At 61.3% G+C, this 21,740-nt stretch carries 16 protein-coding genes; 6 read left to right on the top strand and 10 right to left on the bottom strand.

The features are described 5' to 3' along the window. Positions 1–343: 343 nt before the first annotated feature. The 4 genes from manD (at position 344) to ACTHLA_RS01375 (ending at position 6,622) form a co-directional block, all read left to right on the top strand. Complete coding sequence (gene manD / locus ACTHLA_RS01390; protein ID WP_440184489.1) at positions 344–1,618, top strand: D-mannonate dehydratase ManD; 1,275 nt, start codon at positions 344–346, stop codon at positions 1,616–1,618. Positions 1,619–1,699: 81 nt separating this feature from the next. Then, positions 1,700–2,998, top strand: a complete 1,299-nt coding sequence (locus ACTHLA_RS01385) for an MFS transporter (protein ID WP_440184486.1) — start codon at positions 1,700–1,702, stop codon at positions 2,996–2,998. Positions 2,999–3,001: 3 nt separating this feature from the next. Beyond that, on the top strand, positions 3,002–4,447 hold the full coding sequence (gene uxaC / locus ACTHLA_RS01380; protein WP_440184484.1) for a glucuronate isomerase: 1,446 nt from the start codon (positions 3,002–3,004) through the stop codon (positions 4,445–4,447). 18 nt (positions 4,448–4,465) lie between these two features. Then, entirely contained in the window at positions 4,466–6,622 is a 2,157-nt protein-coding gene (locus tag ACTHLA_RS01375) for an alpha-glucuronidase family glycosyl hydrolase (RefSeq protein ID WP_440184482.1), read from the top strand. A gap of 12 nt (positions 6,623–6,634) precedes the next feature. On the opposite strand, the gene ACTHLA_RS01370 is transcribed toward ACTHLA_RS01375, so the two are convergent. From ACTHLA_RS01370 to ACTHLA_RS01360, 3 genes are read right to left on the bottom strand one after another with little or no spacing between them, the layout of a single operon-like run. Continuing rightward, positions 6,635–8,794 (bottom strand): plasma-membrane proton-efflux P-type ATPase, encoded by a 2,160-nt coding sequence (locus ACTHLA_RS01370; RefSeq protein WP_440184480.1) that lies wholly within the window; start codon positions 8,792–8,794, stop codon positions 6,635–6,637. Then, on the bottom strand, positions 8,697–9,038 hold the full coding sequence (locus ACTHLA_RS01365; protein WP_440184478.1) for a cation-transporting P-type ATPase: 342 nt from the start codon (positions 9,036–9,038) through the stop codon (positions 8,697–8,699). Before ACTHLA_RS01365 ends, ACTHLA_RS01370 begins: the two co-directional genes overlap by 98 nt. Further along, on the bottom strand, positions 9,031–10,179 hold the full coding sequence (locus tag ACTHLA_RS01360; RefSeq protein ID WP_440184475.1) for an alpha/beta fold hydrolase: 1,149 nt from the start codon (positions 10,177–10,179) through the stop codon (positions 9,031–9,033). The genes ACTHLA_RS01365 and ACTHLA_RS01360 overlap by 8 nt, the downstream gene beginning before the upstream one ends. Positions 10,180–10,391: 212 nt before the next feature. Here ACTHLA_RS01360 and ACTHLA_RS01355 point away from each other — a divergent pair, with 212 nt between their 5' ends. Continuing rightward, positions 10,392–10,949, top strand: coding sequence for a type 1 glutamine amidotransferase domain-containing protein (locus ACTHLA_RS01355; protein WP_440184473.1), 558 nt, complete (start codon positions 10,392–10,394; stop codon positions 10,947–10,949). A gap of 231 nt (positions 10,950–11,180) precedes the next feature. Further along, complete coding sequence (locus tag ACTHLA_RS01350) at positions 11,181–12,179, top strand: methyl-accepting chemotaxis protein (protein ID WP_440184470.1); 999 nt, start codon at positions 11,181–11,183, stop codon at positions 12,177–12,179. 87 nt (positions 12,180–12,266) lie between these two features. Here the strand turns inward: ACTHLA_RS01350 and galA are convergent, their stop codons facing one another. The 7 genes from galA to ACTHLA_RS01315 all read right to left on the bottom strand — a co-directional run bounded on the left by galA (position 12,267) and on the right by ACTHLA_RS01315 (position 21,737). Beyond that, the gene (galA, locus tag ACTHLA_RS01345; protein WP_440184467.1) at positions 12,267–14,747 is read right to left on the bottom strand and encodes a beta-galactosidase GalA; all 2,481 of its coding nucleotides are present in this window, start codon (positions 14,745–14,747) and stop codon (positions 12,267–12,269) included. Positions 14,748–14,838: 91 nt separating this feature from the next. Next, positions 14,839–17,727, bottom strand: a complete 2,889-nt coding sequence (locus ACTHLA_RS01340; protein ID WP_440184465.1) for a TonB-dependent receptor — start codon at positions 17,725–17,727, stop codon at positions 14,839–14,841. Between the two features lie 283 nt (positions 17,728–18,010). After that, positions 18,011–18,292: a type II toxin-antitoxin system RelE/ParE family toxin gene (locus tag ACTHLA_RS01335; protein WP_440184462.1), complete on the bottom strand. Its 282-nt coding sequence runs from the start codon at positions 18,290–18,292 to the stop codon at positions 18,011–18,013. Beyond that, on the bottom strand, positions 18,289–18,591 hold the full coding sequence (locus ACTHLA_RS01330; protein WP_440184459.1) for a type II toxin-antitoxin system RelB/DinJ family antitoxin: 303 nt from the start codon (positions 18,589–18,591) through the stop codon (positions 18,289–18,291). Before ACTHLA_RS01330 ends, ACTHLA_RS01335 begins: the two co-directional genes overlap by 4 nt. Positions 18,592–18,746: 155 nt before the next feature. After that, positions 18,747–19,685 carry a FecR family protein gene (locus ACTHLA_RS01325; RefSeq protein WP_440184457.1) on the bottom strand — a complete coding sequence of 313 codons (939 nt, stop codon included), beginning with the start codon at positions 19,683–19,685 and terminating at the stop codon, positions 18,747–18,749. After that, positions 19,672–20,244, bottom strand: a complete 573-nt coding sequence (locus ACTHLA_RS01320; protein ID WP_440184454.1) for an RNA polymerase sigma factor — start codon at positions 20,242–20,244, stop codon at positions 19,672–19,674. The genes ACTHLA_RS01325 and ACTHLA_RS01320 overlap by 14 nt, the downstream gene beginning before the upstream one ends. A gap of 98 nt (positions 20,245–20,342) precedes the next feature. Next, complete coding sequence (locus ACTHLA_RS01315) at positions 20,343–21,737, bottom strand: glycoside hydrolase family 53 protein (RefSeq protein ID WP_440184451.1); 1,395 nt, start codon at positions 21,735–21,737, stop codon at positions 20,343–20,345. Positions 21,738–21,740 lie beyond the last annotated feature (3 nt).

The raw sequence follows: 21,740 nt of genomic DNA, 5'->3' as shown, positions 1-21,740 counted from the left end.
GATTGCGGCCTGACCGCATGTGCGCAAATTTCACGAAATGTTATCGCTCACATTGTGTGGCTGTGTAACCAAGTCTGCAAATGCTGTCAATTTGGTCTTACCTATAATCCAGATTCTTGTCGGACTAATTATAGATCCGGCTTCGGGCGTGACTTTTTTGCCACGTCTACGCACTGGAAAACCCCTGTAAAAAACTCGTAAATGCATTATTTTGCAGATAAAAGGTCGTGAATGGGCGGCTTGGGGCCCCAGTAGGGAAATTCTCGGGTTGATGTCGTTGGAAAAATGATGCATTGGTCAGGCCAATAATTTACGCGCCTCCGCGTTCAAGGTGAAAACTCACATGTTGCATACCGTTCCCGCCCCTCAGTCGCCTGCTCAGAACGCGTCTCAGGGCGCGTCTCAGGGCGCGCGCATTCTAAGCGCCCGCGTTATCGTGACCTGCCCTGGGCGCAATTTTGTGACGCTCAAGATTGAAACCGATCAAGGGGTCTATGGCGTGGGCGATGCGACGCTGAACGGTCGCGAGCTTGCGGTCGCCAGCTATCTTGAAGACCATGTCATCCCCTGCCTGATCGGTCGCGACGCCCACGCCATTGAGGACATCTGGCAGTATCTTTATCGCGGCGCCTACTGGCGGCGCGGCCCTGTCACCATGACCGCTATCGCCGCGGTCGATATGGCCTTGTGGGACATCAAGGCCAAGATCGCTGGCCTGCCGCTTTATCAGCTCTTAGGCGGCGCATGCCGCGAAGGCATGATGGTCTATGGCCACGCCAACGGCGTCTCGATCGAGGAAACCGTCGAGGTGGCGCAAAGCTATAAGGAAAAAGGCTATAAAGCGATCCGCCTGCAATGCGGCGTGCCGGGCCTTAACTCGACCTATGGCGTCTCCAAGGACAAGATGTTCTACGAACCCGCCGACGCCGATCTGCCGACGGAAAACCTGTGGGACACCGAGGCCTATATGCGCGTCGTGCCAAAGCTGTTCGCCGCCGCGCGCGAGGCGCTGGGCGATGAGCCGCATCTTTTGCACGACGTCCACCACCGCCTTTCGCCGATCGAGGCGGGCCGTCTGGGACGCGATCTGGAGCCCTATCGTCCCTTCTGGATGGAGGACGCGGTCGTGGCGGAAAATCAGGACAATTTCCGACTGATCCGCCAGCACACCACCACGCCTCTGGCCGTCGGTGAAATCTTCTCATCGCTTTGGGACTGCAAGGATCTGATCCAGAACCAGTTGGTCGACTATATCCGCGCCACGGTCGTGCATGCGGGCGGCGTCACGCATTTAAAGCGCATCGCGGCCTTCGCCGATGTGTATGGCGTGCGCACCGGTTGCCATGGCGCCACCGACCTGTCGCCCATCACCATGTCGGCGGCGCTGCATGTCGGCCGCTCGATCCCGAACTTCGGCATTCAGGAATATATGCGCCACACAGAAGCGACCGACGAAGTCTTTCCACACGGCTATCATTTCAAAGATGGGCTCCTCTATGCCTCAGAAACGCCCGGGCTTGGCGTTGACATCGATGAGGAAAAGGCGGCCAAATACCCGTACCAACGCGCCTATCTGCCGGTGAACCGGCTCAAGGACGGCACGTTGTTCAACTGGTAGGGCCATCAAGAGCCTTCTCGGAGAGCCTGCGCAACAGGCCGTCACCCGTAAAGCGCTGACACAAGGCGCAAAGGAAACGCTATGGAAACGTCAGACATGACGCCGGATGATGCGCGTCCACCCGTCAAGCCTGTGGGCTATACGCGCTGGATTGTCTGCTTCATCCTGTTTGCCGCCGTCGTTTTGTCCTATATCGACCGGCTTGTGATCTCGGTTCTAAAGCCGCATCTGGCCGCGCAATATCACTGGAGCGAGACCGGCTACGCTGACGTAGCCCTCTATTTTCAGCTCATCTATGGCATAGGCTTTCTGATCGCCGGACGCATCATTGACCGTATCGGCGCCAAGCTCGGCTATACGCTGGCCATGCTGCTGTGGACGCTCGGCCATATGCTGCATGCAGTGGTCACGACGACGACGGGTATGATCTTTGCGCGCATACCTCTGGCCATGGGCGAAGCGGCGACCTATCCGGCGGCCCTGGTTGCGGTCAATGACTGGTTCCCCAAGCGCGAGCGGGCGCTGGCCATCGGCATTCTCAACGCAGGCGCTAATGTCGGCGCGGTGGTCACGCCCTTGATTGTGCCCGCCATTATGCTCGCCTTCGGCTGGCGCATGTGCTTCATCATTACCGGCGCCCTGTCCTTCATCTGGCTGGCGGCGTGGCTGTTATTCTATCGCAAGCCGCGCCAGCACAGGATGGCCAGCGCCGGTGAGGTGGCGTGGATTGAAACGGATCCGTTCGTCAGAGAGACGCGCAAGGCGCCCTACAGCAAAATCCTGAAAACCCCGCAGGCCTGGGCCTATATGGCCGGGCGCTTCCTGATCGACCCGGTGTGGTGGACCTTCCTCTTCTGGCTGCCGTCCTTCTTCGCCAAGCAGTTCGGCGTCAAGGACATGGGTTTTGGGCCGCCTCTGGTCGCCATCTATGTGCTGGCCGATCTGGGCTCAATCTTCGGCGGCTGGCTGTCTGGACGGTTCTTACATGCGGGCTGGACCACCAACTGGTCGCGTAAAGCCGCGATGGCGGTCATGGCCTGCGTCGTTCTGCCGGTCGCCTTCGCCGGGTTCGCGCCTCATATGTGGATCGCGGTCGTGCTGATCGGCCTGGCCTGCGCCGGGCATCAGGGCTTTTCGACCAATCTGTTCACCGTCCCGGGCGACTTGTTCCCGCATTATGCGTCTGGCACTGTGGCGGGTCTGGGCGGGCTGGCCGGGGCTTGCGGCGGCATGCTGATGGCCAAGTTTGCGGGCGTCATCCTGCAAACCACCCATGGCGACTATGCGCCGATCTTTATGGTCTCATCCGTGGCCTATCTCCTGGCTCTCATCGTCGTGCATCTGATCTGCCCGCGCTGGGGCCGGGCCAATATCGAGTAGTTCATGCGCCCCCCAAAAAATCTGCACCCCCAAAACCTGCACCCCTTGCGTCTGCACCCCGACCGCCTGTTTCCCGCCGAGCCCTCGCAGCGCGCGCTCGCGAGGAGACTTTACGACGAGGTAAAGGACCTGCCGATTATCTCGCCGCACGGCCATACCGACCCGCAATGGTTCGCGGACAACGCGCCGTTTTCCGATCCGGCCGCCTTGCTGATCCAGCCGGATCATTACGTGTTCCGAATGCTTTATTCCCAGGGCGTGCGGCTCGAAGACCTCGGCATCCCGGCCTTGGACGGATCAACCGTTGAAAACGATCCGCGTAAGGTCTGGCGTCGTTTCGCAGAGCATTATCACCTGTTCCGTGGCACGCCGTCACGCATGTGGCTGGACTGGGTGTTCGCCGAGGTGTTCGGGCTTGAGGTGCGGCTGGAGGCCGCTACCGCCGACCTCTATTACGACCGTATCGACATGCTGCTGCGCGATCCGGCCTTTCGCCCGCGCGCGCTTTTTGAGCGTTTCAAGATTGAGGTCATCGCTACGACCGAAGGCCCGCTCGACGATTTGCGCCATCACAAGGCCATTCGCGACAGCGGCTGGGCGGGCAGGGTGGTGACCGCCTATCGCCCGGACGCCGTCACCGACCCGGAAGGCGTTGGCTTTGTTGATAATCTGCGCGCCTTCGCTGAGATCGCCGACGAAGATGTCGGCGACTGGCGGGGATATCTGCGCGCGCACGAAAAGCGCCGCGACGCCTTCCGCGAGATGGGGGCGACCTCGAGCGATCACGGCCATTTGCGCGCTACGACGGCGGACCTGTCAATCGTTGACTGCGAGGCTCTCTATGCTCAGGTGCGCACCGGAAAGACCAGCGCCGCCGAAGCCGACCTGTTCCGCGCTCAGGTTTTGACCGAGATGGCGCGCATGTCGATCGACGACGGCCTGGTGATGCAACTGCATCCCGGCGTCTATCGCAGCCACAACCCGTCTCTGCTGGCCCGTTTCGGCGCCAATATGGGCGCCGACATCCCGCTGCCGGGCGAGTTCGTCCACGGGTTGAGGCCGCTGCTCGATAGGTTCGGCAATGATCCGCGCCTGACGCTGATCCTGTTCACGCTGGACGAGACGACCTATGCGCGCGAACTGGCCCCGTTGGCGGGCCACTATCCGGCGCTGAAGATCGGCCCGGCCTGGTGGTTCAACGACAGCCCGGAGGGGATGCGGCGTTTCCGCGAGCAGGTCACCGAAACGGCGGGTTTTTACAATACGGTCGGCTTCAATGACGATACGCGCGCCTTTCTGTCGATCCCGGCGCGGCACGACGTAGCCCGGCGCATGGACTGCGTGTGGCTGGCGCAACTGGTCGCCGAACACCGCCTGCCGGAGGACGAGGCGCATGAGGTGGCGCGCGCCTTAGCCTATGATCTCGCCAAATCGGCCTATAAACTATAAAAATCAGGGAGAAACGTCATGAAACTCAGAATCCTGTTGAGCCTGATGCTCATGCTGTTCTCCGCCTCGGTGGCGACGGCGGCCAGCCTTCCCGACGAGGATGGCTATGACCTGTGGCTACGTTATCGCCCGGTCGAAGCAGCCTATGCGCGCAACCTAAATGTCAGCGCGATCCTCGGCGGTGACACGCCCTTGCAGCGCTCGGCGGAATCTGAACTACAGCGCGGCCTGAAGGGGCTGCTGGGCCGCGACGCGGCGCGCGTGAAAACTGTGCAGGCCGGGGCGCTGATCCTCGGAACGCCCGCTTCGTCCGGCCTGATTAAAAATCTGAAACTACCTTTGCAAGGCCTTGGTGAAGAAGGCTTTTTAATTCGCAGCATAAGCTTGAACAGCAAGCCGGTGACGGTGATCGCGGCCAATAGCGACCGGGGCGTCCTCTATGGCGCTTTTCGCTATCTCAGCCTGATCCAGACGCGCCAGCCGCTCGGCCACCTGAATATATCCGACGCGCCGAAGACGGATTTGCGCCTGCTCAACCACTGGGACAATCTCGACGGTTCGGTGGAGCGCGGCTATGCGGGCGCCTCGATCTTCGACTGGTGGCGGCTGCCCGACCTGAAAGATCCGCGCCTGACCGACTATGCGCGCGCCAACGCCTCGATCGGGATCAATGGCGCGGTGATCGACAATGTCAACGCCTCGCCACTCGTCTTGAGCGACCGCTACATCGCTAAGGCGGCGGCCATCGCCGACATGCTGCGCCCGTGGGGGATGAAGGTTTATCTGTCGGTCAATTTCGCCTCGCCCAAGGCGTTGGGCGGCCTGCCCACAGCCGACCCGCTCGACCCGCAGGTGATCAAATGGTGGCAAGAGCGCACGGACGCCATCTACAAGGCGATCCCGGATTTCGGCGGTTTCCTCGTCAAGGCCTCAAGCGAGGGCCAGCCCGGTCCCGGCGATTTTGGCCGCACGCATGCGCAAGGCGCCAATATGCTGGCGCGGGCGCTGAAACCGCATGGCGGCGTCGTGATGTGGCGCGCCTTCGTCTATGCTAGCGACAATCCGGAGGATCGCTTCAAGCAGGCCTATGACGAGTTCAAACCGCTGGACGGCCAGTTCGACGATAATGTCATCATCCAGATCAAGAACGGCCCCATCGACTTCCAGCCGCGCGAGCCGTTCTCGCCTTTGTTCGGCGCCCTGACCGAGACCAATGAGATGATGGAGGTCGAGATCACCAAGGAATATCTCGGCCAGGCCACGCATCTCGTCTATCTGGCGCCGATGTGGCGGGAGGCGTTGCAGTCGGACACTTATCAACAGGGCCCCGGAACCACGGTCGCCAAGGTGCTGGAAGGCAAGGTTTACGGCAACCGGCTGACCGCGATGGCGGGCGTGTCGAATATCGGCGCGGATCGCGACTGGACGGGCACGGACTTCAATCAGGCCAACTGGTATGCCTATGGCCGTCTGGCATGGAACCCGGACGCCGATCCGAAAGCCATAGCCAGCGACTGGACGAAGATGACCTTTTCGGACAATCCGGCCTTCGTGACGCCGGTTGTGAACATGATGATGGGCTCGCACGAAGCCGTGGTCGATTATATGACGCCGCTCGGTCTGGCGCACCAGATGGCGACGGGCCACCATTACGGCCCCGGCCCATGGGTCTGCGATCTGGCCCGCCCGGAATGGAATCCGTGCTATTACGCCAAGGCGGACAAGGGCGGGATCGGCTTTGACCGCACCGCGACCGGTTCGGACGCGCTGGCGCAATACGCGCCGGAGGCGGCGGCGAAGTGGAGCGATCCGAAGACGATGGATCCGCGCTTTTTGCTCTGGTTCCATCACGTCCCATGGGATTTCGTCTCCGCCGACGAAAAGCCCTTATGGCCCGATCTGATCGCGCACTATGATGTGGGCGTGGACTATGTGCATGACATGCAGACGACCTGGGCCGACATGAAACCCTATGTCGATGACAGACGCTTTACGGCGGTCAGCGAAAACCTCGCCATCCAGGCGCGCGAGGCCAAATGGTGGCGCGACGCCATGATCGCCTATTTCCAGAGCAAGAACGGCCTCAGCCTGCCCACAGGCGAGGCGCCGCCGGAACACGACCTCGGCTATTACGAGTCGCTGCAATTTCCCAATGCGCCCGGACAGGGCAAGTAGCGGTCGGAGCGTTTACGCCGCCCGATCTGCAAGGTCGTTCGGGCGGCGCCAGCGTTTCAGCGCCAGTCGTACGGTCACGGCGATCGCGCTCGATAAAGGCAGCCAGGCGAGGGCATAGGCCCAGACCCAAAGCGCCGCCGTCCAGCCAATCGGGTGTACGAAGACGCCATAGACGGCCATAAGGGTGCCGATGACCTGCGTCAGCTCGCAGGTGAGAAACAGCTTCAGATCGGGCCAGGGCTTGCTGAAGAACCAGCCCTGCGAGCGCGTCACGTAGAGGGTCAGGTGACCGGCTACCAGCAGTTTGAGGAAGATCAGAGTCTGGATCGTTTCGCGCAGCAAATGCAGGACGCTGTCGCAATACCAGAACAGGAGGAAGCTGGCGACGACGCCGGATACGCCCAGCACACTCGAAAGCGTCAGAACGCGGCTCATGTTCCAGCGCACGGGCGCCTTCGCCAACCGTGTCTGGTCATAGGCGATCATCATGATCGGAAAATCGTTGAGCATGGCCAAAAGCACGATCATGACCGCCGTGACCGGATAGAAGTTATAGACGAGAATGGACAGGGTCATGAACAACAGAACGCGGATGGTTTCGGCGATGCGGAACACGGCATAGCTGGTCATGCGCCCGAAGATGCGCCGGGCCTCTTCGATGGCGGAGATGATGACGCTGAGGCCGGGGGCGGTGAGGACAAGGTCGGCGGCGGCGCGCGCTGCGTCCGTGGCGCCGCTGACGGCGACGCCGATATCGGCCTGTTTGAGCGCGGGGGCGTCGTTGACGCCGTCGCCGGTCATGCCGACAATGTGGCCGTCGGCCTGCAGGGCCTTGACGATTTTGAACTTGTGTTCGGGAAAGACACGCGCGACGCCCGCGGCCTTTTCGAGCAGGGCGACGATTGAGGTCTTTGTCGGATCGGCGAACACCTCGCTCGCCGACAGGATGACGCCCTTGAGGCCCAGCTTGCCCGCGATCTGCCGGGCGATGGCTTCATGATCGCCGGTGATCATCTTGACCGATACCCCCATCGCCTGCGTCGTCGCAAGCGTCGTCGCGGAGTCTGCGCGCGGCGGGTCGAAGATCGGCAGCAGGCCCAGCCAGACCCATGCGCCATCTGCGCCTGTACGCGCCACGCCCAGCGCGCGGTAGCCCTTGTCCGCCAGCTCAGCGACCTGCGCCTCGGCGCGCGCGCGCTCCGGGTCGTTTAAGCCAACAAGGTCAAGGATCGCCTGCGGCGCGCCCTTGCTGACGCGAAAATCGCCGTTCGGGCCCGTGACATCAGCCTGGGTGAGTTTGTGCACCGGGTCAAAGGGCGTGAATGTGCGGTGCGTAAAAGCTTTGAGCTTTTTTGCGTCGCACCCGGCCAGAACCGCCTTGTCGATGGCGTCCGGATGCGCGGCTTCGCTGGCGAGGCCCGCCGCCAGAAGGAGTTCCGCCGGGTCTGCGCCTGATGCCTGAGGCTCGCCTAAGGTCAGGACGTTTTGTGTCAAGGTGCCGGTCTTGTCGGCGCACAGGACGTCCATGCCGGCCAGTTCCTCGATGGCGGCGAGGCGCGAAACGATGGCCTGCATCTTAGCAAGTTTCGCCGCGCCTACCGCCATGGTCACGGAGAGGACGGCGGGCATGGCGACCGGGATGGCGGCGACAGTGAGGATCAGCGCAAATTGCAGGGTTTTGAGGAAGGATTCGTGCCGGAACATGGCGACGATGAAGATCAGCGCGATCAGGCCGACGGCGGCGAGGATCAGGAAGTTGCCGATCTTCAGCACGGCCCTCTGAAAATGAGATCTCGTCTGCGCTGTTTCGACAAGGCCCGCCGTCTTACCGAAATAGGTGTTCATGCCGGTCTTTGTGACCTGGGCGCGCATGGCGCCCAGCTTCACAATGGCGCCAGAATAGACAGCGTCGCCGACCTTTTTGTCGACAGGCAGCGACTCTCCGGTCAGGGCTGATTCATCAAGGCTGATATAGGCGCCGTCGATCAGACTGGCGTCCGCAGGCACGATATTGCCGAGCCCGATGGCGATAATGTCTCCGGGAACAAGCTCGCGCGCGGGTATGTCCGACCATTTAGTCCCGTAGCACTCTTGCGGACGGCGCCAGGCGCTGTTTAAGCGCCTTGATGGCGTTGTCAGCTTTAAAGGCCTGCCAGAAGCCGACCCCGGCATTGGCGATCAGCATAACGAGAATAATCGAAAAATCAGCCAGATCCCCGAGGATAAGGGACAGGATGGCCGCCGCCTCGATCATCCAGGGGATCGGCCCCCAGAAGAATTGCAGGAGCCGTCGCCAGACGGGAACATCCTTTTCCGCAAGCTCGTTCGGCCCGAACCTCTGAAAGCGTTGACGGGCCTCCTCAGCGCTCAGGCCGACGTCTGGCGGGGTCGGCGAATCGAGCTCGGTCTCAGTCATAGCTGATGATCCAGCTGGCGATGTCCGGCCAGACCTCCTTTAAGGTGCGAGATCCCATGAAGAGACCGATATGCCCGCCGGGAACGAGCCGTCGGACAATGTTTTGCGGCGGCGTGCCGATAAGATGCTCGGCGGCGAAGACCTGTTCCCTGGTCGTAATGTCATCAGCTTCGCCCGCCAGCAGATAGGTCGGACAGGTGACGTCCTTTAGGTTCAGCAAACGCCCAAGCCCCTTAAATCGGCCCTTGGCGAACAGATTGTCCTTGAACAGGTCCTTGATCGCCTGAAGATAGTAGCGACCCGGAAGGTCGAGCGGGTTTTCGTACCAGCGCTCGAACTTCTCGGTGCGGACAATGTAGCTCTTATCCTCGATATTCCTGTAAAGGTCGGCGTATTTTTCGAGGTACTGCGCCTTGGGGTGCATATTCTTCCATCCGGCCAGCATGAAGCGACCCGGCATCAATCCGCCGCCAAGTTCGACCATTTTCTGATAGGTTTGAAACGGCAGGGCGTGCGCCATGTGTTTGATCGGCCCATCTCCGGCGTCGGTGTCGATCGGCGATCCCGCCAGCACAAGGGTCTTCACCTTGTGCGGAAAACGCGCCGCCAGCATGGCGCTCAGCCATCCGCCCTGACACAGACCCACGAGATGAACTTGCCCGCCCAGTTCGTCGATAGCGACATTGAGTTCGGCCAAATACTTGTCGATATCAAAGTCGCGCATTTCGGGAGTCGCGGGCTTCCAATCGGTGACGCATACGCGTCGCAGGCCGCTGTTCATCAGGGTTTCTACGAGACTTTGCCCCTTGTCGTAATCGGCGATGGTGGATCTGTGTCCTGCATAAGGCGCATCGATCAGCACAGGCGTCGCCGCGCCGGCGGCGGCGTCGCTGAAGTCGAGCAGCCGCATCGTATCCATGTCGAGGCGCATCTTGTTACTGGTCGCCCATGTCGGAGGCTTGGGATCATTGAGCTTTTCGGCTTCGGCGAGGAAATCAAGATTGTCGCCGAAGATGCGGAATGCGTCTTCCTCCAGGTTTAACGCTGCGGAGACGGGCCAGAAAAAAGGCAGGCTCTGTTCGAAGGAGGGCGCGGCCTTGTGAGCCGCTTCGGCCCCGGGTTGCGATGGAGACTCGGTCATGGCGAATTTAATCCTTCCCCGGCCCTCGCAGTTTCAATGCCATATTGCCGTGCGGCGCGAATGAACCGAAGTCAACTCAACTTGAGATGACTGCGGCAATTTGACCAAAGGCCAAGATCCGGCGACTGCGCCGCCCAATTCGTATAGGATGTTTATCGCGTCTCGCCTTAGATGCGCCTGCAACCGGCGGGGCAAAGACAAGGAGACGTAGAATGACCCAAGCAACCCTCGCCAATGTGAAGGTCGCCATCTTGGCGACAGATGGATTTGAACAATCCGAAATGACTCAGCCGCGTCAGGCGCTCGATCAGGCGGGCGCCAAGACCGTGCTCGTGTCGCTCAAGCCCGGTGAAATTCGCGGTTGGAGCGGCAGGGACTGGGGCGATCGTTTCAAGGTCGATCTGGCGATTACCGATGCCCATGCGCGCGACTTCGACGCGCTTGTCCTACCCGGTGGGGTGATGAATCCAGACCATCTACGCATAGACGCCGCCGCCGTGGCGTTTGTGAAGGCGTTTGTCGACGGCAAAAAGCCCATCGCCGCCATCTGTCATGGTCCATGGACGCTGATCAATGCGGGCGGCGTGGCCGGCAAACGCATGACCTCATGGCCGTCGCTGGAGGCGGACCTGCGCAATGCAGGCGCAAACTGGCTCGACGATCAGTGCGTGGTCGATGGCGCCCTCGTCACCAGCCGCAAGCCCGACGATCTGCCCGCCTTCTGCGCCCATATGGTCAAGCTGTTCGACAAGGCGGTCACGCACGCGTAATGACGCGCACTATCCGTGGCTGACATTGCGGCTCCGAGCCGTTTCAGCGCCGCTCAAGCCCTTTGCATCTCAGACGATGCAGGCGTCTGCGCGGCGAAGACGCGCCCCCTGAGGCGCCTGCCGCGACGTTCTGGCGCAGCCTATATTGAAGTTCTGATTAACTACCCACCTTTAAACTCATCTGGCCAAAGCGATCTGATCCGCGTAGCGCTTCACGCTGTAGTGCTGATCGTGCAGACGGCCGTTCTGGCCTGGATCGTGCGTCAGCTTCAGGCCCTGTTTGCAAGCGCCCAGGCCTCTCTTGCCGCCGCGCAGCAGTCAGAAGCCGAGGCGCGACGCCTTGGCGAGGAACAGGAGCAGATGTTTGCCCAGGACCGTACGCGCCATGAGGCTCGCGAAGCGCTTTCGTCTAGCTTTATCGCGCGCGTTAAAAATCGGCTCGAGGCTCTGGCCGAGACGTCCAAGATCCTCGCTTCGACGTCGCAGCACCTCAACGAAAACGCCGACACAACCAACACTGCGGCGAATACGCTGGCCGCCCTGTCCTCAGACACCAATGACAGCGTGACGACGGTCGCCTCGGGAAGCGAAGAGCTGGCGACCTCGGTCAACGAGATTTCAGGACGTGTACACCTGTCGGCCACCACGGCTGTTGAGGTGGTGACAGAGGCTGGACGCGTTCAGGCCCAGGCCGATACGCTGACGGCGTCGGCTCAGAAGATTGGTGACGTCATCGAGTTGATCCGCGCGATCGCAGCGCAGACCAATCTTCTGGCGCTTAACGCCACCATCGAAGCGGCGCGCGCCGGGGAGGCTGGCAAGGGCTTCGCCATTGTCGCCTCTGAAGTTAAGCAGCTCGCCGCAGCGACGGCCCGCGCGACCGATGACATCGCTGCGCGCATAGCCGATATTCAGGGCGCGACCCAGATGACGGTGACCTCCATTGACGCGGTCGCCAGCACGATTGAGCGTATACGCAACGCCACAACAGAGATCGCTGGCGCTGTCGAGCAGCAGGGCGCGGCCACTCACGATATCGCCTCGCACACCCACCGCGCGGCGAACGCTACGCGCGACGTCACCGCGCAGATCGGGACGGTGCGCGGCCTGACCCACGCGACGGCCAGCGTATCGACGCAATTGCTTGGCCTGTCTCAGCAACTTGATGTCGACGCCACAGCTCTGCGCAGCGATTTGCAGGATTTCGTGGCCCAGCTCAGCGCGGCTTGACGGCATAGGTGGTTGGGATGCGGCCCGCCTCAAGGCCTTGCCATCAAGGGACGGCTGCACCCCAAGAGCGTAAGGCGCAAATGCGCCTTAGCCGACCGAAAGCTTTATGGATGACGACTTCAACCCGTCGGATTCGGCTGTAACGGTCACAGAGCCTGATCCGTGCGCCTGGACGATGGCGCAGGCCAAGCCATTGAAAGCCGAGCGCTGCGTCGCCTTGTCGGCTTCGTGGCAGTTGGGATCGCCATTGCCGACGCCGATCACGTCGGCGGGACCGGCGACGGTGAAGCGGATCAAATTGTTCGCCTTCGGAACCGGACGGCCCTGAGCATCGAAGATCTCCGCTCGGATCGACGCGCAGTCCTTTGCGCCGAAAAGCTGTGAGCGGTCGGCGGTGAGAATGACCTTCGCGGCCGGGCCTGCGGTTTCACGTTTGTCTTTCAGGATCACCTTATCGTTCTTGAACGCGAAGGCTTCGATCTTTCCGGGCGCGTAGGGGACATCCCACTGCACGTGCCGGTCTTTTTCCATGGCCTTTTTGCCGAACGACTTGCCGTTGACGAACAGCTCGACCGCATCGGCGTTGGAATAGGCCCAGACCTGCACGTTTTGGCCTTCATGACCTTCCCAGTTCCAATGCGGAAACAGGTGCAAAAGCGGCTCGTCGCGCCACCATGATCGGTAGTAATAATAAGCGTCCTTGGCGAAGCCGCAGGTGTCGACCACGCCGAACTGCGACGAGATCGACGGCCATTCCGAATAAGGGGTCGGCTCGCCGCGATAGTCAAAGCCGGTCCAGATGAAGCCGCCGCCGATGAACGCTCTGGCGTCGAAATGCGGCCACCAGCCTTCGGCGGTCGTCGCCCACCACGGGGCGGTTGTGTCATAGGCGGGGACGATATGCGCCGCGTCGTCCTTGACATATTCGCCGCGCGTGCCGACGCAGGAGGCGGTTTCGGTGCCGATGATCGGCTGATGCGGATGGTCGGCGTGGTAAGCGTCGATCAACTGGTCGCGATAGTTGAAGCCGATCACGTCGATCACGTCGCTGATCCCCTTGCCATAGCCATTGTCCATGGCGGCGGTGATCGGACGGGTCGGGTCGAGAGCGTTGCAGACGCGCTTCATGTGACGTGCGATGACCGCGCCGCGTTCGGTCCCCTGCTGCGGCTCCTCATTGCCGATCGACCATAAAATGACCGAAGGGTGGTTGCGGTCGCGTTTGATCAGGGTGGCCAGATCGTCGAGGCCCGCTTGCGACGAAGTCATCATGCGCGTTTCGTCGATGACCAGTATGCCCATCTCGTCGCACATATCCAAAAGCTCCGGCGTCGGCGGATTGTGCGCCGAGCGGATGGCGTTGCAGCCCATGCTTTTCAGCACCTCCAGCCGGTAACGCTGGATCGCATCAGGAACCGCCGCGCCTACGCCCGCATGGTCGTGGTGGTTGCAGGTTCCCTTGAGCTTGATGCTCTTGCCGTTCAGCCACACGCCGGTGTCGGGATCGAATTTGATGTCGCGGAAGCCGAAGCGGACAGGCATTTGATCGAGAGACGCGCCTTGCGCATCGGTGATCTCGACCATGGCATGACTTACACGCGGGTCATCCAGCGACCAGAGCCTATATATTCCTGACTTGACGGTCAGCGTCACGTCAGCGGATGAAAAAGGCGCAAGAGTTACGCCCTTCTCAGAATAATCGAACACGGGGACATCGTTTTCTGTCGCAGGCGCCACGCGGGCAACAACCTTGAGCGCTTGAGCCTGATCTGTGTCGTTGTGAACCGTCGTCGTGACCTCGACCGTCCCGTCCATCTTAGGGCGAATGCAAACACCGTCCTTCGGAATATAAACCGGGTTCGTTTTCACCAGCCAGACATGTCGGTAAATGCCGGCGCCTTCATAGAACCAGCCTTCGCCAAGCGAGGCGTCGACGCGCACCGCGACGATATTGGGCTTATCGTCGGTGTTTAAAAAATCGCTTATGTCGATGGAGAAGGGGACGTAGCCCCCCTTGTGCTCGCGGACGATATAGCCGTTGACCATGACTGCGCAGGCCTGAAACACGCCGTCGAATTCCAAAAACACCTTTTTGCCCTTATCGGCAGGCGTCAGGCTGAAGGTTTTTCGGTACCAGCCTATGCTGGTTTCTGGATAGTCGCGACCCAAAGGCTTATAGCCGTGATTGGCCGCGCCGTCCCAGACCGCGCCGTGATCGTCGGGTTTTAATGGAGGGTTCGGTTCCTTATGCACGAAGGGCAGGGCGACGGCCCAGTCGTGCGGCAGGTTCACCTTCGCCCAGCCGGAATCGTCGAACCCGGCCTGCGAAGCCAGACCCGAATCCGGCCCCTGTTTGGCGTAGGTGCGCTGATCCTTGCCCCAGCCAAAATCCTTGTCTGTGTCGTCAAGATGGCCGAAGGCGAACCTCCAGCCGTCGTCGAAACTGACCCGCCGATCGTCAGCAGCGCCTGGCGCCGTTTGCGCGCGCGCAGGCGTCAGGGCCAGGGCGGGCAGGAGGCCGAGGGCGGAGGCGCCGATCAGAACGTCGCGTCGGGCGGGATTCGGCATGATCTTCCTCGTTTTGTATGATTTTTCATGGCAAATTAAAAAAGGCCCGGCCTTGGGTGTCAAGGCCCGGCCTTTCGTCTGACGCAACCAATCAGTACCGGAACGTAATGTCGGCCAGATAGCTATGACCGTAATAATCCCAGCGGCCCAAGCGGTCGATCTGGTTGTCATTATAGGTCTTGAGCGGCGTGTTCAGCAGGTTATAGGCCTGAAAGCGGACCTGAACGTGCGAATTCACCGTGTAGCCGATCGAGAAATCCATCGTCGTCTCAGGGCGCACGCGGATCAGTTGCGAGTCGTTCCAGCCATAGATGGCGGTGTAGGTCGAATGGTATTTCGTCCCCAGCCGCGCGTCGATTCCATGATTGGAATACCACAGATCGAAGGTGGCGGTGTTCTTCGCCAGTCCGTTCATCGGCAGATTGGCGCTCATCTCATGCAGGTTTGAGGTCGCATAGGCGTAATTGGAATAAACGCCGAAATGCTCGCCGCCGGGAATGAAATAGAAGGGGGTCTGGAAGGTGAGTTCCGAGCCCGCGATATAGCCGTCTTTGGAGGCGTTCACCGGCGAGGTCAGCGCATAGACATTACCGTCGATCGTCTCTGTGCGGCTGGAATAGCCGACATAGTTGGACACCTTCTTGTAATAACCGGCCAGGGCGAACAGCGAGTCCTTGCTGAAATACCATTCGTAGCTGAGGTCGAACTGCGTCGCTTCGAACGGCATCAGATAGGGATTGCCCGACGCGCCGGTAAAGGGCGCGGACGACGAGATCTGGCGCGTAATGATCATGTCGTTGAGCGGCGGGCGCGACACGACCTGCGCGGCGGCGGCTTTCAGATAATGGCCGTCGCCGAAATCGAAGCGCATCTGGAAGGACGGCAGCAGGCGCGTGTAACTGGTTCCGCCCGACACCGGCGTGGTCACCATCTGCTGCACCCAATTGCCGCTGCCCGGCGGGGTTTCAACCCAGCTTCCGGCCACGGTCTGCGTTCCGTGGCTGTCGGTGTTCACGCTGAGCACGCGCACGCCCAGGTTTCCGTCGACCGGCACGCCGCCCATCTCGGTGGCGTAGGCGCCCTCGACATAGGCCTCAGAGACCTTTTCTTCGACGCGGTCGGTGTCGGGATAGGCCTTTGGATCGTAATGCAGGGTCTGGCCGTACAATGTCTTGGCCACCGTGTCGAAATCGCCGGTCAGAAGAGAGGGGATGTCGAAATTGTCGAAGTGGTAGGCGGTCAGACCTCCGGCGGCGATGCCTGAGCCCGACAGAGCTGACACCGTCCCGCTGGCGCTACCCAGAACCTTCTTGCGGTCGGCGTAGCGCGCGCCAAAGCTCACCGAGGTCAGAACGCCGGCGCCGAAATGGCGCGTGGCGTCGGCCTGAACAGCGCTGAGCGTATCCTTGACATGACCGGTCGCCCACTGGCCTGAATCGCCGGTCTGCCAGTTATCCTCCGGCGCGGATGACACCGTGACCGTCGGTTTGCCCGTGAAGTCATAGCTCATTGTAGCGGGCCAGTACTGGAGCTTGGAGGCCGCCCAGACATTGTAGCGCTCGGCCTCTGAATAGGAGCCGTCGAGGCTGACCGTCCAGTTCTGCGTCGTCCACTTGCCGTTCAGGCCGGTGACGATTAGCGTCTTGTCTTCATTGTACTTCGCGATCACCGATTCATCGGGCGCCCAGGTCACCGTGGCGGCCACCACGTCTTCATTGCCCAGGATCGTCGGCTTCTTGCCCGAAGCGGTCGCGCCGTCATAATAATTCGACGCATTGCCGCCGTCCCAGTTGCCCCAGACATTATTGCCCCACCAGGCCTGATCCTGATCCTCATCAATCTTGACGTCAGAATAGAGCAGGTCATAGGCCAGTTCGAACGTATCGGAGGCCTTCCATTGCAGTCCCAAGGACGCGCCCTTGCGCGTCTCGGTCAGCTTGTCGGCTTCGGCCTGACTGCCCCAGGGCGTGTTGTAATGGGTGGCGTCGCCGGCCACCACCGGGCCGTTGTCGGCGCCGGAATTGTAGCCCCAGCCCTGCACCGATTCATAGCCATTCTTCTGCTGCTGTGAGGTCAGGCCGATGGCGACGCCGAAATTGGGGGCGGGCTTGAAAATATAGGCCAGCGACCCACGATAGCCCATGCCGTCATAGCCGGGGAACGCCTTGCCGCCGTCATAATAGAGGGGGCCTGCGCGCACAGTGAGAGCGGGACCGGAATAGTCGAGCGGGCGGATGGTGCGCAGGTCAATCGTGCCGGAAATGCCGCCCGAGATCAGCTTCGCTTCGGAGGATTTATAAACTTCCGCGCCAGCGATCATTTCGGAGGGATAGATTTCCCATCTGACGCTCCTGTCGGGCTCGGACGAGGCGACTTCGCGCCCGTCGACCGTGCCCAGCACCATGCGCGAGCCGAGGCCGCGGATCGAGGCCTGGCTGGCGTTGCCGCGGTCGCGCGAGGTGTTCACGCCTGGCAGACGGTTCAGTTCCTCGGCGATGGTCACGTCGGGCAGGGCGCCGATATCCTTGGATGAGATGGCCTCGACAATGCCGGTCTGGTGGCGCTTGACGTCGAGCGCGTCGCGCAAGGATTTGCGCACACCGACCACGACGACTTCCTGAGGATCGGCTTCGGGCGCCGCCGCACTGTCGGTCGCCGCCCCAGCGCGCGCCAGAACCGCCGATCCGGCGTCGCGCGTGCGCACGGAAAGGCCCGTTCCCTTGATCAATTGGTCGAGCGCATCGCCCACGCTCATCTGGCCCTGGACGGCGTTGGTGCGCACGCCCTGCAGGTCGTCGGCCTTGGCCAGCACCTGGTAGCCTGACTGTTGCACGAAGGCCGGAATCGCCGTGGCGGCGTCCTGAGCTGGAATGTTGAAGTTCTTTTCGTTTTGGGCGAAAGCCGGCGCCGAAATGACGGCCATCATCGCCGCGCCGCTGATAAGAAGCGCGCGGAAGTCCCCGGATTTACATACGGACATGGTGGTTCCCTGTTTAGATCTTGGTTCCCTGTGGATTCTATCGAGGCGTTATGATCGCCTTCATAGGACAAGATGGAGGGGGGTGTTTTTTCCGCCGGATTTATACGATAATTTTATCAGCGGAAGAGATGTGTGACAAATATGCGACGTGACCGATCTCAATTCATTCCAAATCGCGTAAGCTTTGCCTGTTTCCTTCACATGCGCCCTTCGGCTTCGAATGGAATAGCTAGGCAAGCATAGAACTCTGGCGACTGCTTCGACGGCATGTTGGAAAAGCGGGTTAAAGGGGCGAGTCTTCTGGCCATTGCCGCGCATTGTGCAATACGCGCACGGCTTCGGAGCTGACCTGATAGGCTATAATGTAAGGAAGGCCAGAGACGATCCATTCACGTGTATCGGCTAGGCGGCCAGGCCGTCCGATTTCGGGGTGGGCTAGAAGCTGATCCGCCGCGGCTTCGATGCTTTCGTCAACCTTAACCGCAGAACGAGGACTTTCCGCTTCTATGTAGTCGAAGATGGATTCGCGATCAGCGAGGGCTAAGCGCGACCAGTCGAGTTTCACGTCTGCTCCTCAGACTTGCCTCTGGCCACCGCTCTACGCCTGGCGAAATACGCTTTAACCTCGTTGTTTGAAACGCCAGGACGCGGATCGTCCAGAGCTGCTTGCACCTTGGCTCTAAACCAGGCTTCATAGGCGTCATGATCGACCGTAAGGCCGGCAGGCAGCGCCCCCTCGTTCGCGACCCGGGTGAGCAGAATTCGCACGGCGTCAGAGACTGTCAGTCCCATCTTTTCGAGGACCGCGCCAGCGCGCTCTTTGATGGCCGAATCGACGCGAGTTTGAACAGGAACCGTCGCCATAAGCACCAACCTTTCAAGCTCTATTGTATTGCAGATGCAGTACGCACGCCAGCTGATTTTGCAACCGAAACATGGCGGGGCAATGTCTCGCAGCCAAGTATCCGGCACTCAGCGCGAACGTAGCCGACAAAAGGAAGGATCGCATAATTAGAGCGTCATGAATGTGAACTCTCCATAGTCCCGATCACGATCTGCGCGTCGCTAATACTGACCGGCGCATCGAGGGCGGCGTGGACGGCTCTGGCGAAGCTGTCAGGTTGATCGACGTGGAAACCGCCGACCAGACGCTCCCGCCCCAGTGCTGGATCGGCAATCACGATCTGCACGTCATTATAGCGGTTGAACTCGGCGGCGGCGTCGCTCAGTGTTTCCTGACGCAGGATGATTTCGCGCTCGCGCCAGGCCAGTTTGCGCGTCACCTCGGCGGGTTGATAAGCGACCTTGACCGTAGCGGCGTCCTGATAAGGCACGAAGGCGGAATCGCCCGCGCTCAGTCGTGTCAATTTATCGGGCGCAGAGGCGCGCCAGGTCTCGACGACGCCCTCGGTGACCAGCACATCGGCGCCGTGATCGTGGCGACGGACCGAAAACGCCGTGCCGACGGCGCGCACGCGCACATCGCCCGCCGCGACCACGAACGGCGCTTCGGGATTTTTCGCCACCTGAAACCACGCCTCGCCTTTGACCAGCTCGACATGCCGGGCCCGCGACGTCATCGCGACTTCGATCTGGCTGTCGGTATTGATCGCGGCCAAGGACTTATCCTGCAAGGGCACGTTGCGCAGTTCGCCGCGTTTGGTCGCCAGCCGCATCTGCCCGCGCCACACGCCAATCCCGGCCAGAGCGGCGAGGGAGGCCGCCGCCGCGCCGGTCAGCAAAAGGCGACGGCTTACGCCTTTGCGCGGCGCACATGCAAGGCTGAGCCCCTGCGCTTCGCCCAGAGCCAGCCACGCGGCCTCGGCGCGCAGGAAGGCGCCCTGATGACGCGCATCGGCTTCGCACCACGCCGCAAAGCGCGCTTCGGCGGCGGCATCCATACGCCCGGAGGCGCGGCGCACAACCCAGGCGGCGGCTTCGTCATCAATCCGCGACATGGCCGCCCTTGGTCTCGCTCATGCGTTTGAGGATCAGGCTGAGGCCGCGCGCCGTCTCCTTTTCGACGACATTCTCGCTGACGCGCAGGGCGCGGGCCGTCTCCATTTGCGACAGGCCGTGGATGCGGCGCAGTTCGAACACCTTGCGGCAGCGCTCAGGCAGGCCCCGGATCAGGTGCAGCGCCCGGGTCAGTTCGGCGCGCGTCGAGGTCGCCGCTTCCGGGTCCGGTCCTTCGTCGGCGACGCCCAGTTCGTCGAGATTCTGCATGGTGGCGATGGAGACGACGCGGTTGCGCCGCATCTGCTCAAGCACGATATTGCGCGCCGAGCGATACAGATAGGCGCGCGCGTCCGCGATGTGATCGAGCGCGTCGAGGCGTAAGATGCGGCAATAGACCTCCTGCACCACGTCATCGCGCTCCGAGGGCCGCACGCCCAGACGCGCCAGCCACCCACGCAAGCCCGGCTCGTGGGGTAGAATGTGCGTTGCGACGAAACGCACCCGCGCCTCGCGGTCGATGGCGGCAGGTTTCAGACATTCGCCCAATGTATCCGACATGGTCATCGCCCCTGTTTCGGCGGCGTGCATGCGCCGCGCAGATATTTTTGCGAAACCATAGCATGATTTTGTCAGCCCGCCAGATAATTGTACGATAATTAGGGTTGCCGGGTGGATAGGGTGACATTTCCGCCCATTGCAGGAATGACCGCGCTGACGGCGGGCGCATCCTGCACAGCGTCAGCGGTCGCCGCCGTCGCGGCGAGGACGGACGCGCCGGGGCGAAGCCAGACGCGATAGACAAAGCCTTTGTCAGTATGGTTCATAGCGACGGGAACGCCGCCGGTGAAATCGCCCGCCAGATATTGCTTTGCCTGCCCCGTGTCGGGCGCGGTGAAGCTGACCGGGACCGGCAGGACATAGTTGGCTTTCGCCCAGGTGAGCGCGGGCAGGGCCTTACCGTGAAAATCGAAGAAGGCGGCGTTCTCCCAGTCCGACCCTTGCGCCCAGCGCGTGCGGCATTGGGTCGAGACCCACGCCGGCTCCCAATAGACGACGCCTGACCCGCCCGCGTCCAGCACGTCCTGCATCAGGTCGTGCATATAGGCCACCTGACCTTCCGGCGTGACGGGATAGCCTTTCAGCGCGGAGTCCGAGCCGAGTAGGTTGGGCGCGCTATCGTTATAGGCGTCTGTGAAGGCGTAGCCGGTTTCGACCACCACCACGTCCTTGTCGAACTTGGCGTGAACGCGGCGGATGGTCTCAGAGAGGCCAGACAAATCCTCCTTCGACCACTTGCTGTAATAGCTCATGCCGATAATGTCATAGCCGGTGACGCCGGCCTTCGTCGCGGCGTCGAACCACGGCTCGACGTTTTCAGGCTGGGCGATGTGCAGCATGATCAAAGGTTTGATCACGCTGTCCGATGCGGCGTCATGCACGGCCTTGATGCCCGCATTGAACAGGCGGGCGTTGCGCGCCCAGTTTATCGCGGCCTTCTCCTCCGGCTTGTCTTTGAGGATTTCGCCATTGGTTTCGTTGCCGACCTGCACCATGTCGGGCATCAGGCCCTTAGCCTTCAGCGCATCCAACGTGTCGAGCGTATAGTTGTAAAGCGCTTTGACCTGTCCGTCCTCGTCCAGATGCGCCCAGGCGGCGGGGACGATCTGTTTGCCGCCGTCGGCCCAGTCATCGGAATAGTGGAAGTCGAGCAGCACCTTCATGCCGTTGGCTTTGGCGGCGGCTAGGGTCTTCTCCACATCCGGCAGGTTGGAGTAGTGCGTCCACTTGGCGTCCACCCAGATGCGAACACGCACCAGATTGGTCCCGGCCTTGGCGAAGATCGCATAAGGATCTGTCAGGCCGTCATAACTGTAGCTTGCGCCGCAGTCCTGCATCTCGTTGACATAGGAGAGGTCCGCGCCGAACCAGATCGGATGCGCAGGCGTTTGCGCCAGGGCGGGCGAGGTCACGGCGACCGGCATTATGGCGACCGGCATCATGGCGGTCTGGATCAGAGCGCGGGCGATGAAATGTGGGAGTTGTTGTTTCATATG

The organism is Asticcacaulis sp. (genome assembly GCF_051956075.1).
Taxonomy (GTDB): domain Bacteria; phylum Pseudomonadota; class Alphaproteobacteria; order Caulobacterales; family Caulobacteraceae; genus Asticcacaulis.
This window is presented reverse-complemented; position numbering and strand designations above follow the sequence as displayed.

Bases quoted from the DNA above. Each gene is read 5' to 3' on its own strand.
- manD (WP_440184489.1), top strand. From the start codon at position 344: ATGTTGCATACCGTTCCCGCCCCTCAGTCGCCTGCTCAGAACGCGTCT.
- ACTHLA_RS01385 (WP_440184486.1), top strand. From the start codon at position 1,700: ATGGAAACGTCAGACATGACGCCGGATGATGCGCGTCCACCCGTCAAG.
- uxaC (WP_440184484.1), top strand. From the start codon at position 3,002: ATGCGCCCCCCAAAAAATCTGCACCCCCAAAACCTGCACCCCTTGCGT.
- ACTHLA_RS01375 (WP_440184482.1), top strand. From the start codon at position 4,466: ATGAAACTCAGAATCCTGTTGAGCCTGATGCTCATGCTGTTCTCCGCC.
- ACTHLA_RS01370 (WP_440184480.1), bottom strand. From the start codon at position 8,794: ATGCCGGGGTCGGCTTCTGGCAGGCCTTTAAAGCTGACAACGCCATCA.
- ACTHLA_RS01365 (WP_440184478.1), bottom strand. From the start codon at position 9,038: ATGACTGAGACCGAGCTCGATTCGCCGACCCCGCCAGACGTCGGCCTG.
- ACTHLA_RS01360 (WP_440184475.1), bottom strand. From the start codon at position 10,179: ATGACCGAGTCTCCATCGCAACCCGGGGCCGAAGCGGCTCACAAGGCC.
- ACTHLA_RS01355 (WP_440184473.1), top strand. From the start codon at position 10,392: ATGACCCAAGCAACCCTCGCCAATGTGAAGGTCGCCATCTTGGCGACA.
- galA (WP_440184467.1), bottom strand. From the start codon at position 14,747: ATGCCGAATCCCGCCCGACGCGACGTTCTGATCGGCGCCTCCGCCCTC.
- ACTHLA_RS01340 (WP_440184465.1), bottom strand. From the start codon at position 17,727: ATGTCCGTATGTAAATCCGGGGACTTCCGCGCGCTTCTTATCAGCGGC.
- ACTHLA_RS01330 (WP_440184459.1), bottom strand. From the start codon at position 18,591: ATGGCGACGGTTCCTGTTCAAACTCGCGTCGATTCGGCCATCAAAGAG.
- ACTHLA_RS01325 (WP_440184457.1), bottom strand. From the start codon at position 19,685: ATGTCGCGGATTGATGACGAAGCCGCCGCCTGGGTTGTGCGCCGCGCC.
- ACTHLA_RS01320 (WP_440184454.1), bottom strand. From the start codon at position 20,244: ATGTCGGATACATTGGGCGAATGTCTGAAACCTGCCGCCATCGACCGC.
- ACTHLA_RS01315 (WP_440184451.1), bottom strand. From the start codon at position 21,737: ATGAAACAACAACTCCCACATTTCATCGCCCGCGCTCTGATCCAGACC.